Origin of the sequence: Burkholderia anthinoferrum (assembly GCF_002925705.1) — a bacterium.
Classification (GTDB): Bacteria; Pseudomonadota; Gammaproteobacteria; order Burkholderiales; family Burkholderiaceae; genus Burkholderia; species Burkholderia semiarida.
Window position 1 is genome coordinate 18,706 of sequence record NZ_LFZP01000017.1, and the last position, 13,812, is coordinate 32,517.

The 13,812-nt window shown below is 68.7% G+C and carries 11 protein-coding genes and 1 pseudogene; 5 read left to right on the forward strand and 7 right to left on the reverse strand.

Annotation, left to right across the window (positions count from 1 at the left end):
- Window positions 1-2 precede the first annotated feature (2 nt).
- Entirely contained in the window at window positions 3-680 is a 678-nt protein-coding gene (locus C5F75_RS04715) for an HAD family hydrolase (protein WP_059578794.1), read from the forward strand.
- Window positions 681-740: 60 nt separating this feature from the next.
- Window positions 741-1,850 carry an ABC transporter ATP-binding protein gene (locus tag C5F75_RS04720; RefSeq protein WP_059578791.1) on the forward strand — a complete coding sequence of 370 codons (1,110 nt, stop codon included), beginning with the start codon at window positions 741-743 and terminating at the stop codon, window positions 1,848-1,850.
- A 47-nt stretch (window positions 1,851-1,897) separates the two neighbouring features.
- On the opposite strand, the gene C5F75_RS04725 is transcribed toward C5F75_RS04720, so the two are convergent.
- From C5F75_RS04725 to C5F75_RS04735, 3 genes are all read right to left on the reverse strand, one after another.
- Entirely contained in the window at window positions 1,898-3,214 is a 1,317-nt protein-coding gene (locus C5F75_RS04725) for a D-amino acid dehydrogenase (RefSeq protein ID WP_326520653.1), read from the reverse strand.
- 49 nt (window positions 3,215-3,263) lie between these two features.
- Window positions 3,264-4,547: an MFS transporter gene (locus C5F75_RS04730; RefSeq protein ID WP_059578481.1), complete on the reverse strand. Its 1,284-nt coding sequence runs from the start codon at window positions 4,545-4,547 to the stop codon at window positions 3,264-3,266.
- Window positions 4,548-4,612: 65 nt separating this feature from the next.
- Window positions 4,613-5,572, reverse strand: coding sequence for an NAD-dependent epimerase/dehydratase family protein (locus tag C5F75_RS04735; protein ID WP_059578479.1), 960 nt, complete (start codon window positions 5,570-5,572; stop codon window positions 4,613-4,615).
- 105 nt (window positions 5,573-5,677) lie between these two features.
- On the opposite strand from C5F75_RS04735, the gene C5F75_RS04740 reads away from it, so the two are divergent.
- Together C5F75_RS04740 and C5F75_RS04745 are read left to right on the forward strand one after the other, a co-directional pair.
- A complete protein-coding gene (locus C5F75_RS04740) occupies window positions 5,678-6,499 on the forward strand; it encodes an IclR family transcriptional regulator domain-containing protein (protein ID WP_059578477.1) in 822 nt (273 codons plus the stop codon).
- Window positions 6,500-6,641: 142 nt separating this feature from the next.
- Window positions 6,642-6,929, forward strand: a pseudogene (locus C5F75_RS04745) (MFS transporter); the annotation flags it as partial.
- Between the two features lie 28 nt (window positions 6,930-6,957).
- On the opposite strand, the gene C5F75_RS04750 reads toward C5F75_RS04745, so the two are convergent.
- From C5F75_RS04750 to C5F75_RS04765, 4 genes are all read right to left on the reverse strand, one after another.
- Complete coding sequence (locus C5F75_RS04750) at window positions 6,958-7,914, reverse strand: sugar-binding transcriptional regulator (protein ID WP_059578472.1); 957 nt, start codon at window positions 7,912-7,914, stop codon at window positions 6,958-6,960.
- Between the two features lie 121 nt (window positions 7,915-8,035).
- On the reverse strand, window positions 8,036-9,517 hold the full coding sequence (xylB, locus tag C5F75_RS04755) for a xylulokinase (protein WP_059578469.1): 1,482 nt from the start codon (window positions 9,515-9,517) through the stop codon (window positions 8,036-8,038).
- A 105-nt stretch (window positions 9,518-9,622) separates the two neighbouring features.
- A complete protein-coding gene (gene dalD / locus C5F75_RS04760; protein ID WP_059578466.1) occupies window positions 9,623-11,017 on the reverse strand; it encodes a D-arabinitol 4-dehydrogenase in 1,395 nt (464 codons plus the stop codon).
- A 169-nt stretch (window positions 11,018-11,186) separates the two neighbouring features.
- Window positions 11,187-12,098, reverse strand: coding sequence for a LysR family transcriptional regulator (locus C5F75_RS04765; RefSeq protein WP_059578464.1), 912 nt, complete (start codon window positions 12,096-12,098; stop codon window positions 11,187-11,189).
- Between the two features lie 99 nt (window positions 12,099-12,197).
- Between C5F75_RS04765 and mdlC the strand changes: the two genes are divergently transcribed.
- A complete protein-coding gene (gene mdlC, locus C5F75_RS04770; RefSeq protein ID WP_104011935.1) occupies window positions 12,198-13,805 on the forward strand; it encodes a benzoylformate decarboxylase in 1,608 nt (535 codons plus the stop codon).
- Window positions 13,806-13,812 lie beyond the last annotated feature (7 nt).

Below are 13,812 nucleotides of genomic sequence, written 5' to 3' on the forward strand. Positions count from 1 at the left end.
GCATGAACGTGCTGATCTGCGATTGCGACGGCGTGCTGATCGACAGCGAGGCCGTCGCCGCCGACGTGATCGTGCGCGAACTCGATGCGCGCTGGCCGGGCGTCGATGCGCGGCCGGCCGTGATGCCGCTGCTCGGGCTGCGCATCGAGCGCGTGCTGGCCGGTGCGTCCGAGGCGGTCGGCCGGACGCTGACGCACGACGATATCGACGCGATCCGCCGCGCGGTCGAGGCCGCGGCCGTGAATGCGCCGATGGTCGACGGCATCGATGCGGCGCTGGCCGCGATCGACCTGACGACGGCCTGCGCGAGCAACAGCTATCGCGCATACGTCGAGGCGGCGCTCGCGCGCACCGGCCTCGCGCGCTTCTTCGGCGACCGGCTGTTCTGCGCGGATTCGGTCGCGCGGCCGAAGCCCGCGCCGGACGTGTATCTCGCGGCCGCGCGCACGCTCGGCGCGGTGCCCGCGCAATGCCTCGTCGTCGAGGACAGCGTGACCGGCATCACCGCCGCGGCCGCGGCCGGCATGACCGTGCTCGGCTTCATCGGCGGCGGGCACGCATCGGCGGCCCAGATCGACGCGCTGCGCGGGATCGGCGCGCGTCACGTATTCGACGACATGCACGAGCTGCCCGGCTACGTCGCGCGCTGGCAGGCGACGGGCGCGGTGCTGCCGAACTAGCAATCAGGAACGAATGCGCGCCGCTCGATGCGGCGCATCACGAACGAACGGAGACAGATCATGGCAAGCGTGCTCCTGCGCAACATCGCGAAGCGCTACGACGACACCGAAGTGCTGCGCAACGTGAACCTCGACATCGCCGACGGCGAATTCGTCGTGTTCGTCGGCCCGAGCGGCTGCGGCAAATCCACGCTGATGCGGATGATTGCCGGGCTCGAGGACATCTCGAACGGCGACCTGCTGATCGACGGCGCGAAGGTCAACGACGTGCCGAGCGCGAAGCGCGGCATCGCGATGGTGTTCCAGTCGTATGCGCTGTACCCGCACATGACGCTGTACGACAACATGGCGTTCGGCCTGAAGCTCGCGGGCGCGAAGAAGCCCGAGATCGACCAGGCCGTGAAGCAGGCCGCGAAGATCCTCCACATCGACCACCTGCTCGACCGCAAGCCGAAGCAGCTGTCGGGCGGCCAGCGGCAGCGCGTCGCGATCGGCCGCGCGATCACGCGCAAGCCGAAGGTGTTCCTGTTCGACGAGCCGCTGTCGAACCTCGACGCCGCGCTGCGCGTGAAGATGCGGCTGGAATTCGCGCGGCTGCACGACGAGCTGAAGACGACGATGATCTACGTGACGCACGACCAGGTCGAGGCGATGACGCTCGCCGACAAGATCGTCGTGCTGTCGGGCGGCGCGGTGCAGCAGGTCGGCACGCCAAACGCGCTGTATCACGCGCCGGCGAACCAGTTCGTCGCGGGCTTCATCGGCTCGCCGAAGATGAACTTCCTGAAGGGCACGGTCGAATCGGCCGATGCGGGCGGCGTGCTCGTGCGGTTCGACAGCGGCGAGACGCAGCGTGTCGCGGTGGACGCTGCGGGGCTGCAGCGCGGCGCGGCGGTGACGGTCGGCGTGCGGCCCGAGCACCTGCTGGTCGATGCGGCGGCGCCGGGCGTCGCCGCGCGGACGATGGCCGTCGAGTCGCTCGGCGACGCCGCGTATCTGTATGCGGAGTCGGCCGTCGCGCCGGATGGGCTGATCGCGCGGATTCCGCCGCTCGATACGTATCGCACCGGCGACGCGTTGCGCGTGCATGCGCAGGCCGAGCACTGTCATCTGTTCGACGACAACGGGCAGGCGTTCCGGCGGTTGAGCGTGCACGCGAAGGCGGCGTGAGCGTCCAGCGAGCCGCCGTGACTGCGCGTACGGCTCGCATCGACGTTTCAATGCGAGCGGGCCAGAGCGTAGTCGGCGGCGTCGATATCGGCAGGGCGCCCCATGACAATGTCCGCGATCAATTTTCCTGACCCGCAGGATGTCGACCAGCCGAACCCGCCGTGGCCGGTGTTGACGTACAGGTTTTCGCAAGCCGTGCGGCCGACGAGCGGCACGCCGTCCGGAGTGGCCGGTCGCAGGCCGGCCCAGTGGCTGGCGCATTGACCATCGATTGCGCCGGGGAATGCGCGCTCGAAGGCCGAGACCAGTTGCGCGCAACGGGAGGCATTCACGCTGCGGTCATAGCCTGTGATTTCTGCAATGCCCGAGATCCTCATCTCGTTGCCGAGACGAGCCATGCCGGTTTTGGTCGCGAAATCGAAGACAGAGTGCCGCGGGGCACATTCGTTCGCCACGATCGGCGCGGAGATCGAGTAGCCTTTGATGGGATAGACGGGTATGTCGACGAGCGACTTCAGTAGCATGGGCGTATCGGCTCCAGCGGCAACGACATAGGCGTCTGCCTGGAATTCCGTGTCTTGCGAAACGAGTGCACGAATCCTTTTTCCCGTGGTTCCGGAACCATCGGTGCGGAGCGATTCCACGGTCGTATTCCATGTGAACGTTCCACCCTGAGCCTGTATCACTTCCGCCAGTTTACGGGTGAACACGTGGCAATCACCCGACATGTCCTCGCGTATCCGGAGGCCGCCAAGCAGGTGCGGCGTGGAGTGCGCGAGCGCCGGTTCCAGCGTGAAGACCTGTTCGCGAGGCAGAAAGTCCGCCGCAATGCCCATGGTTTCCAGATAGCGCAACTGGGTGTCGATCAGCGCTCGCGGCACGGGTTCCCGATAAACCTGCAGAATTCCGTCCGCGCTGCGCTGATAGTCGATGGAGAGATCGGACTCGATGCGCTGCAGGCACGCCTGCGCATACGTGGCGAGCCTGGTGAGCCGGGCCCGATTGATGGTAAACCGGTGAGGTCGACATTCCTTGAGCGATTGCATCATCCAGGCGATTTGCCGCCATGTGAAGTCAGGGCGCCACTTGAAGGCGGCCGACTTGTCGAATTGAGCGGCGAACGCCATCCGGACTGCGCCGGGTGCCGACCAGGGCGCCGCAAGTCCGGCCGAATAGAAGCCACCGTTGGCATAGCTGCATGCCATGCCCGGTGCTGATGCGCGATCGATAATCTGCACCTCGCACCCGTGCTGCTGCAAAAAATAGGCTGTCGTGACGCCTATCACCCCTGCGCCGACGATGATGACTCGCATGAATTTCAGTTCCTTGTGGATCGCGTTGTGAATAATGGCCGACCGACACACGGATGGTGTCCGTGACGATTGCCATCGCTTCGGCCGGATGGATTCGCGGTCAGGATGTCGGCTTCGCCGTGACAGGATCGACCGAGATGCGGGAGCGGCCCCATAGCGCCATGCCGCATGCGAATACGATCGCCTGCGTGCCGATCAGCAGCGCGAACCCCGCGTGGAAGCCCGAGGCTGTCCCACCCGAGCCGGTCGACATCGACCGCATGAAGCCGCCCATCGCCAGCGGCATGAGGCCTGCGATGAGGCTTCCGATGCCGTTCACCACGCCGAAGGCGCTGGCGGTGTATTCGGCGCGCGTATTGTCCTGCACGGTGCCTGGAATGGCGGGCGCCTGGAGACCCCAGAAGAAATTGGCGGCGACCATTCCGGCTACGGCCCAGTAGCGATCGGCGGTCCGGATGGTGAGCCACACGGACAGCGCGACGCACAGGCTGCCGGCCATGAACATGCCGGACACCTGTCTCGGTTGCAGCTTGTCGAGCACGACGCCGCCGGTCAGGACGCCGAGCACCATCGCGTACTGGGGAAGCGACGCCAGCCAGCCCATTTCACGCAGCGAGAAACCGCGGGATAAGCTGAGATACGCCGGCAACCAGTTGCTGCTGCCCCAAAGATAGGCCAATGCGGCCGAGGTCAGTATGGTGATCAGGGCAAGATGGCGCGTTTGCAGCGCGCCGGCGACGACCTGTCTCACCGCGAGGGCGGGATGCGAAGGGCTCGAGGAGGCGCCGGACGGCTCATCGCCCGGCATGCGGACGAAGGCGATGACGAGCGGAATGCCCAGCGCAAGGTTGAGCAGGCCGATCGCAAGGAACGACGTCTGCCAGTCGAAGCTCGCGACGAGGTAGCTCACCAGCGGATAGCCGATTGCCAAACCGATTCCCGTGCCCATGTTGACGAACGCGTTCGGCTTGCCGCTTTCGTGATTGGCGAAATGCGCCTTGATGTAGGCCGCGGCGAGCGAATACAGCGGCCCTTCGGACAGGCCGAGCAAGAGCCGGGACGTCAGGATCAGCCCGTATCCGTGCACCACCGTCGTCGCCAACGTGAGGGTTCCCCAGCATGCCAGGCCGTAGACGAGACTCCGGCGCACCCCGAGCGCCGCCGAGCAGAATGGCGTGAGAAGAATCGACGACAAGCCGTAGCCGACGAGAAACACGGTCGCGAACGAACCCTGCCGGATCCGATCGCCGGCCTCGATCCCCAGATGGTCCAGGAACGCATGATCCATCACCAGGACGGAGATGTTGATGCGATCGATGTATGAGATCGCGGCGACGATGAACAAGGTGAGGATGCCGAACCAGCGTAACGATCTGGATTTCATGCCTCTGCTCCTGGGGCTCTTCGATATTGGGAAGCATGCCGCGCAGCGCGGGCGGCCGAGCGTCTTCAGACGATGCCGACGATATTCGCGAGGGTGTCGTCAAGCGAGTAGCGGGCACGAAACGCCAGCTCCCTCCACGCAGCTTCGACGTCCGACGGCGCCGGTCGCTGGAACGGGAATCCCGACAGGCCGCCGGAAGGAAGGCGGACATCGGCGACCTGCAACGTGCCGAAGCGGCGTCGCACGGCTTCGACGAACTCGGCGAACGTAAACCACTCGCCGGTAGCGACGTTGTAGACCCGCTGTGCAGGCTGTTTCGCGTGTAACGCCGCGACAGTGGCGGTTGCACAGTCGCGCACGTCGATGAACTCTTCCCGACCGCCCCACAGCAGCTTGTCATCCTCGAATCGGGCGGGCTCGCCGCTTCGCACCGCGCGCAACAGGCAGTCGAGCATCTGGCCGGGAACGCTGGACGCGGCCTCCGAGCCCGTTCCCAGCACGGCGCCGTAACGCAGCACGACGGCATCCACCGCGTACTGCTGCGCATAGGCAAGTGCCAGATGCTCGTTGGCGACCTTGGTGCAGGCGTAGATGCTCGCGGGGCGTTCGCTGACGATCCGGTACGAGAAATCCTCCGGAAGCGGCGTGCCGGGCAATGATCCGAAGGCGGAGTACATGACGGTTGTCGAACTGGCGATGACCACTCTTCGAAGTTCGAATTGCCGGGCAGCTTCGAGAACGTTCGTCGTTCCCATCACATTCACCCGGACACCCGTCAATGGATCTCGACGGACAGCGGGCGTGAGCATTGCCGCCGTGTGTGCGATCGAATGCACCCGATGCGCGCGGATCAGATTGCTCAGGCTTTGCCAGTCAGTCACGTCCAGTTGCACCAGCGGCAGGTCGCCCAGGTCATCAGGAAGCGGCTGCCGGATGTCCGCCAGCAGAACGCGCTCGCCGTGCGCGCGCAATCGGCGCGCCGTCATTCGGCCAATCAAGCCGGCCCCGGTAATCAACGTCGTCATCTTGCCTCCTTGCCCGTGCCGGGCGAACAGGAGGGAGTGTGCGAAATGCGCCGGATGTCCGTCAGGTATAGTTTCACCAGGTGAACCTGCGGTCCAATATTCGATATGTCACGGCTGGAATCTGCGTCAGGCGTCAAGTCGATCGCCTCGTTGAAGCGCGGGCTCGAAGTGCTTCGGGCAATCGATCGAGCTTGCGCCGCCACGTTTTCGGAACTCCAGATGCAGACCGTGCTTCCCAAAGCGACGTTGGCCCGCGTGCTGAAGACGCTCGGTGAGGCGGGCTGGATTCGGCATCATGCACGAACGGGCCGTTATTCGTTGGTGCCGGGCGCGTCGGTACCTTCGTCGTCGACTGCGTCGCACGCGCGTCTTTCCGGGCTCTCGGCCGACATCCGCGTCACGCTGCAGCGTCGGATACCGTGGCCGACGGATCTGGGGATACGCGACGGCGCGGCCATGCTCAGCGTCGACGGGCCCTACGCCGGCAACGGCATGAGCGCGAACTTCAGCGTGCTCGGCTCGCGGCCGTCGATGCTCCGATCCTCGCTGGGGCGTTGCTACCTGTCGTTCTGTTCCGAGGACGATCGTAAGGACATTCTCGCCGCGCTTGCCCGCTCTCGCGTCGAGGCCGATCGCGCGGGGCTACATCCCGATGAACTGAGGCGCATGATCGCGATGGTCCGCCATCAGGGTTATGCCACCAGAAGCGCGGCGCATGCCAGCGTGGACTCGCCCGAGCGTTTCGGCGCGCTGGCGGTGCCGGTCCTGCGCGGCGACCACGCGGTGGCTTGCATTTGCGTCGTATGGATTCCCGCGATCGCGACCGAAGAACAGATAGTGCACAACTACCTGGCGCCGTTGCGGGACGCGGCCGACGCGCTCGGCGAGAAAATTCGACGAGCGGGCTGGGCGCCTGATCGTGCGTGAAGAGGATGCCGCGCGTGAGCGTTCGGAATCCCGCGTTCGTCGGCAGTCCGACTGCCTTCGCTTCGCGCGCCGCTCAGAGGCGCAGGTGCTCGGCCATGTAGTCGACGAACGCGCGCAGCTTCGGCGTCGTTCCGGAATGACGATCGTCTATGCAGGCGTCGTGCCGTGGGGGCTCGCGTTCTGCGGCGCGCCGACGCTGTTCCAGACGGCCGCCGCGAACGCCGCGGGCGAATCGGCCGACGTCGCGCAGTCGATGCTCGTGACGGTGTGGAATCTCGCGGTCGCCGGCGGCGGCATCGCGGGCGCGATGCTGCTGGGCGCGACGGGCGCCGGCGCGATTCCATGGGTGCTCGTCGCGCTGCTGGCGGCGGCGTGGGTCGGCGCGTGGCGTGCCCGCCGCCATGCGTTTCCGACGCCGCGCGCGGCTTGAGCCGGCGTGTGCGATGGCGACGGCGGCGTCAGGCCGCCTTCGCGGCGAGCGCGGCGCGCGCGCACGCTTCGTCGGTGACGAGGCCCGACAGCCAGCCGCCGCGCAGTGCGGCGATCACCGCGTCGTGTTTCCTCGGGCCGCCGGCGAACGCGATCGTCGGCCGCTTCGGCGGCGTGGCGAGCGCGACGCTCGTCACGCGCGCGCTCGTCGACACGGTGATCCGCGTGCCCTGCGCGTCGATCGGCACGCCGAGCAGCTCGGCCACCGCGCCGAGCGCGGTCATCTCGTCGCGCTCCTGTTCGGTGATGAAGCCGTCCTCGTAGAGCGGACAGTGCGGGCCGATGTTGCCGATCCCGACGAACGCGACGTCGGCCTCGCCCGACAGCGCCTCGACGATCCGATACAGCCGATGATTGCACCACTGCGCGCGCTCGGCGTCGCTGTCGGCGAACAGCGGCGCGGGCAGCAGGAAATGCTTGCTGCCGGTTTTCTCGGAGATGTACTGCGCGACGTCGTAGCGGTTCGACGAACCGTCGGCCGCGATCGCGCCGACCATCGACACGAGCCGGTGCTGCGGGCGATCGATCTGCGCGATCTGCGCGACCGCGGCCTTCAGCGTCCGGCCGCTGCTGACCGCGATCACCATCGGCCGCGTTTCGCTCAGGTAGCGCTCCATCACCTGCGCGCCGGCGACCGCGAGCTTGCGGTCGATCGCGTCGGGCGCATCGGCGTCGACGGGCACGACTTCGCACATCGCGAGGCCGTAGCGTTTCGACAGTTGCGCGCCGAGGTCGAGACAATCGGCGAGCCGATGGTCGACGCGTACGCGGATCAGGTTCTTCTCGACCGCGAACGCGACGAGGCGCTGCGCGACGGGGCGCGACACCTGCAGCTTTTCGGCGATTTCGTTCTGCGTGTCGCCCGCGACGTAATAGAGCCACGCGGCGCGCGTGGCGAGATCGAGTTTTTCTGAGGACTTGGACACGATAGCGATTCGGTTCGGATCGGGGGGGCCGCCCCGCGGGCCGGCCGGCGGGCTGCATGACGGCATCCACTGTAACGCATGTCGCGCGCGCGGCCAGCGGCGGCCCGCGCGAGCGCGGCGCCTACGCGAGCCGTGCGCGCGACGGCTCGTACAGCGGCCGCACGTGGCGGTACAGCGTGCGGAACGCATCGAGGCGTTCGCGCAGCCGCGCATGGCGGGCGGCGTCCGGTGCGTATTCGGCGCGCACCGGCGGCTTGGTCAGCACCGTATGCGGATCGCCGCCGGCGGCCAGCCAGCCGAGCCGTGCCGCGCCGAGCGCCGCGCCCGTTTCGCCGCCGCCGATCTGGCGCGTGCGCACGTTCAGCGCGTCCGCGATCAGTTGCGCCCAGAACGCGCTGCGCGCGCCGCCGCCGATCAGCGACAACTGGTCGGTTTCGACGCCGGCCGCGTGCAGCGCGTCGAGGCCGTCGGCGAGGCCGAGCGTCACGCCTTCGAGCACCGCGTACCCGAGATGCGCGCGCTCGGTCGCGTGCGTCATCCCGAAGAACACGCCCTGCGCGTACGGATCGTTGTGCGGCGTGCGTTCGCCGGACAGGTAGGGCAGGAACAGCGGGGCCGCCGCGAGCGCGTCGGGGTCGAGCGCCTCGACTTCGGCGAGCAGCGCGGGTTCGTCGGTGCCGGTCAGCTTGCACACCCAGCGCAGGCAGCTCGCGGCCGACAGCACGACGCTCATCAGTTGCCAGCGATCCGGAATCGCATGGCAGAACGCATGCACGGCCGACGCGGGATTCGGCATGAAGCGGTCGCCGACCACGCTCAGCACGCCCGACGTGCCGAGCGACACGAAGCCGTCGCCCGCGTGGATCGCGCCGATGCCGAGCGCGCTCGTCGCGTTGTCGCCGCCGCCGCCCGCGACCAGCACGGCCTCGGACAGCCCGAGCTCGCGCGCGACGTCCGCGCGCAGCGTGCCGGACGGCGCGTTGCCTTCGACGATGCGCGGCATCTGTTCGCGCGTCATCCCGCACGCGGCGAGCAGCGCATCGGACCAGTCGCGGCGTGCGACGTCGAGCCACAGCGTGCCGGCCGCGTCCGACGGATCGGACACTTTCGCGCCGGTCAGCCGGAACCGCAGGTAGTCCTTCGGCATCAGCACGCACGCGGTCGCCGCGAACACGTCGGGTTCGTGCTTCGCGACCCACAGCAGCTTCGGCGCGGTGAAGCCGGGCATCGCGAGGTTGCCGGCCAGCGCGTGGAGATCGGGCGCGCGTTCGGTGAGCAGCGCGCATTCGTCGGCGCTGCGCATGTCGTTCCACAGGATCGCGGGGCGCAGCACGCGGTCGTCGCGGCCGAGCAGCACGGCGCCGTGCATCTGGCCCGACAGGCCGATGCCGCGCACCTGCGCGAACGCCTGGGGATGCCGTTCGCGCAGCGCCGCAAGCGCGGCGAGCGTGCCTCGCCACCAGTCGTCCGGATGCTGTTCCGCCCAGCGCGGGTGCGGGCGCGATACGGTGAACGGCGAGCCCGCGGTGCCGACCACCGTGCCGTCCGGGGCCAGCAGCAGCACCTTCACTTCCGAGGTGCCGAGGTCGATACCGAGATACATGAGCGATCCGTTCGGTCGGTGAGGAGCCGCTACTTTAGCCGGGCCGCACGGCCTGTGCCAAGCGGGTTCGCCCGGCCGCGCGGCCGGGCATCGGCGCGCGGGTCGTCAGCGCGCCGCGAGCCAGGCATCGACGCGCGCGAGCCCGGCGCGCAACGCGTCGAACAGCGCCGCGTTGCCGGCGAGCGAGCCCCACAAGGCGCGGCTCGCGCACAGCGCGACGACGGGGTCGTCGGCTTCGACGATCGCGCGTGCGGCGCCGTCGTCCATCACGCCGTCCTGGTACGCATACGGCAGCGTGCCGCGCGCCCAGCGTTCGAGAAAGCGCAGGAACAGCGCGGGCAGCACGGCGGTGGCGACCGGCGCGGCGCCGCGCGCGAACGATTCGACGAGCGTCGGCGCGATGAAGCCGGGGATCTTCGAGAAGCCGTCGGCCGCGACGCGCTGGTTCGTGTCGAGCACGTACGGATTGCCGAAGCGCTCGAGCACGACGTCGCGGTAGCGCGCGAGATCGAGCGGGCTCGGTGTCAGGCACGGGATCACGTCCTGCGTCACGTAGTCGTGCGCGAAGCGGCGGATCGCCGCGTCGTGCGTGCCTTCGTGGATGTAGGTGTAGCCCGCGAGCGTGCCGGCCCATGCGATGCAGCTGTGCGTCGCGTTGAGGATGCGGATCTTCGCTTCCTCATACGGATGGACGTCGTCGACGAGTTCCGCGCCGGCCAGCTCCCAGCGCGGCCGGCCGGCCGCGAAGCGGTCCTCGATCACCCACTGGATGAACGATTCGCCCATCACCGGGCACGCGTCGTCGACGCCGGTCGCCGCACGCACGCGTTCGCGCACGTCGGCGGTCGGGCGCGGCGTGATGCGGTCGACCATCGCGCTGGGCGTCGCGACGTTCGCATCGAACCACGCGAGCAGTCCGCCTTCGCCGCGCCGTTCGAGGAATTCGCGCATGCCCGCACGAAAGCGCGCGCCGTTGTTGCGCAGGTTGTCGCAGCTTTGCAGCGTGAGCGGGCCCGCGCCGCGTTTCACGCGTTCGGCGAGCAGCGCCGCGAGCGCACCGTACAGCGTCGTGCGCGCGCCCTGCAGGTCGGCGGCGAGATCGGCGTTCGCGACGTCGAGCCGGTTGTGTTCGTCGAGGTAGTAGCCGCCTTCGGTGACGGTGAACGACACGATCCGGCAGGCCGGATCGGCGCCGGCGTCGATCAGCGCGGCGAGGTCGATCGACCACGGCAGCACGCGGGTGATCGCGCGAATCGTCTCGTACGCGCGTTCGCCTTGCGGCGTGACGGTTTCGAGCGTGTAAGCACCGTGCTGGGCGGCCAGCGCGTCCATCGTCGCGCGCATGTCGTCGCGGATGTTGCCGACGGTCAGCGACCACCGTTCGTCGGCCGGCACGGCCGCGTTCACGCGATGCAGATACCACGCCTGATGCGCGCGGTGAAACGAGCCCGCGCCGATGTGCAGCAGCACGGGCGCGTGGGCGGCGGGCGATTCGCTCATCCGGTGTCTCCTGTTCCTGCCTGTCTGTTTCGTCGAATACGATCTTTTGCTCTTTGTGTGAGCGAATGATCGTATTCGGGCGAACGAAAGTCAAGGCGCGGAAACGGCATTTCGATGGTGCGCTGCGGCGGCGGCGTGCGGGGCAGGGCGGACGCGGCGGAAAAAGGCGTCAGCGTCCTTCGCGCGTGAGTGCGACGAGTTCGTCGAGCAGCTTGCCGGCCGGCCCCGGCAGGATCCCGTGGCGGCGCCGGAACGCGGTGAGCGTGCGCACCGCGACGACCTCGCGCACCGGCAGCGTGTCGATCGTGCCGGCGCGCCGTTCGGCGCCGACCATCGGCTCGGCCATCCAGCTGAGGAATCCCGCATGCGCGACCAGGCTTTTCAGCGTGATGACCGAACGCGTCTCGACCGCGATGTCGGGCAACGGCAACCCGTGCGCGTCGAAGGTCGCGCGCATGTGGTCGAACGGCGCGGTGCCGCGCGGCGGAATCGCCCAGCGCGCGTGCAGCGTATCGGCGAGCGTCGGCGGCCGGCCGAGCGCGCGCAGCGGATGGTGCGGCGCGGCAACGATATGGCTGCGATCTTCCCAGCGGCATTCGGGAATCGCGACGATCTCGTCGGTGTCGGGCCCGTGCGCGGACAGCGCGAGGTCGATCTCGTGCTTGACCAGCCCTTGCGCGAGCCGGTCCCACACGCCTTCGATGATTTCGACGCGCAGGTTCGGCCAGCGGTCGAGCACACGGCCGACCGCGACCGGCAGCACGAGGCTCGCGATGCTGCCCACCGTGCCGACCTTGATCGTTCCCTTCGCGAACCCGCGCATCGCGTCGAGTTCCTCGCGCGCATGCTCGGCCTCGTGCTGCAGCAGCGTCGCGTGCGGCAGCAACGCTTCGCCGAACGCGGTGAGCTGAACGCCCTTCGAATGGCGTTCGAACAGCGGCGCGCCGACCTGCGCCTCGAGCCGCTTCAGGATCCGGCTCAGCGCCGGCTGCGTGACATGCAGCGCGTCGGCCGCGCGGCCCAGGCTGCCGCACGCGACGATGGTCGTGAACGCGTGCAATTGTCGGAGATCGAAAGTCATGCCGGGACGTAATGGCTTTTGGCAAAAAATACAGTATCCGTGAATGGCCTGCGCTTCGATACTGTGGAAACCGCCAAGCCATCGAGGAGACGCCCGAGCATGTCCGGCACCCCGTCCCAATCCGCCGCGCCGATCACCGTCCGCGACGCCGTCATCGATCTGTTTCGCCAGTTCGGCATCGACCGCGTGTTCGGCAACCCCGGCTCGACCGAGCTGCCGATGTTCCGCGATTTTCCCGACGATTTCCGCTACGTGCTCGGCCTGCAGGAGGCCGTCGTGGTCGGCATGGCGGACGGCCACGCGCAGGCCACCTGCCATGCGGCCGTCGTGAACCTGCATTCGGCGGCGGGCGTCGGCAACGCGATGGGCAATCTCTTCACCGCGTTCAGGAACCGCACGCCGCTGATCGTCACCGCGGGCCAGCAGGCGCGCGCGATTCTGCCGTTCGATCCGTTCCTCGGCGCGACGCAGGCCGCCGAGCTGCCGAAGCCGTATGTGAAATGGAGCATCGAGCCCGCGCGCGCGCAAGACGTGCCGGCCGCGATCGCGCGTGCGTACCGGATCGCGATGCAGGAGCCGCGCGGCCCCGTGTTCGTGTCGATTCCCGTCGACGACTGGGACCAGCCGGCCGAACGGCTGCCGCGCCGTGACGTCAGCAGCATCGTGCGGCCCGATCCCGACGCGCTCGCGCGGCTCGGCGACGCGCTCGACGCCGCGCGGCGCCCGGCGTTCGTGGTCGGCGCGGCCGTCGATCGCGCGGGCGCGTGGGATGACGCCGTGCGCCTTGCCGAGCGGCACCGTGCGCGCGTGTACGTCGCGCCGATGTCGGGGCGCTGCAGTTTTCCGGAGGACCATCCGCTGTTCGCCGGCTTCCTGCCCGCGATCCGCGAGAAGATCGTCGCGCGGCTCGACGGGCACGATCTCGTGTTCGCGTTCGGCGCGCCCGCGTTCACCTATCACATCGAAGGCTCCGGCCCGCACGTGCCGCCGGGCGCGACGCTCGTGCAGCTCGTCGACGATCCGGGCGTCGCCGCGTGGACGCCGTCGGGCGATGCGGTCGTCGGCAACCTGCGGCTCGCCGCGCGCGATCTGCTGGCGCGGCCCGCGCCGCCCCAGCGGCCGATGCCCGCGCCGCGCGCGCCGCGTGTCCGCGTCGACGCGCCTGCCGCCGGCGCGCGCATGTCGGTCGCGTTCGCGCTGCAGACGCTCGCGGACGTGCGCGACGCACAGGACATCGTCGTCGAGGAGGCGCCGAGCGCGCGGCCGGTGATGCAGGAACATCTGCCGTTCACGCGCAGCGGCACGTTCTACACGATGGACAGCGGCGGGCTCGGCTACGGGATGCCGGCCGCCGTCGGTGTCGCACTCGCGCGGCCGGGCCGGCGCGTGATCGGGCTGATCGGCGACGGCTCGAGCCTGTATTCGATCCAGGCGCTGTGGAGCGCCGCGCAGCTGAAGCTGCCGATCACGTTCGTGATCCTGAACAACCGGCGGTATGCGGCGCTGCAGGATTTCGCGCCCGTGTTCGGCTTCGGCCCCGGCGACCCCGTGCAGGGCACCGATCTGCCCGACCTGGATTTCGTCGCGCTCGCGCAAGGGATGGGCTGCCGCGGCGTACGCGTGGCCGATGCAGCGCTCCTGCGCGATACGCTGGCCGACGCGCTGCGTGCGGCGACGCCGGTCGTCGTCGAAGTCGAGATTGCCTGATGCGCCG

Coding starts and splice junctions, on each gene's coding strand:
- C5F75_RS04715 (WP_059578794.1), top strand. CDS start 3: ATGAACGTGCTGATCTGCGATTGCGACGGCGTGCTGATCGACAGCGAG.
- C5F75_RS04735 (WP_059578479.1), bottom strand. CDS start 5,572: ATGACGACGTTGATTACCGGGGCCGGCTTGATTGGCCGAATGACGGCG.
- C5F75_RS04720 (WP_059578791.1), top strand. CDS start 741: ATGGCAAGCGTGCTCCTGCGCAACATCGCGAAGCGCTACGACGACACC.
- C5F75_RS04730 (WP_059578481.1), bottom strand. CDS start 4,547: ATGAAATCCAGATCGTTACGCTGGTTCGGCATCCTCACCTTGTTCATC.
- mdlC (WP_104011935.1), top strand. CDS start 12,198: ATGTCCGGCACCCCGTCCCAATCCGCCGCGCCGATCACCGTCCGCGAC.
- dalD (WP_059578466.1), bottom strand. CDS start 11,017: ATGAGCGAATCGCCCGCCGCCCACGCGCCCGTGCTGCTGCACATCGGC.
- C5F75_RS04740 (WP_059578477.1), top strand. CDS start 5,678: ATGTCACGGCTGGAATCTGCGTCAGGCGTCAAGTCGATCGCCTCGTTG.
- xylB (WP_059578469.1), bottom strand. CDS start 9,517: ATGTATCTCGGTATCGACCTCGGCACCTCGGAAGTGAAGGTGCTGCTG.
- C5F75_RS04765 (WP_059578464.1), bottom strand. CDS start 12,098: ATGACTTTCGATCTCCGACAATTGCACGCGTTCACGACCATCGTCGCG.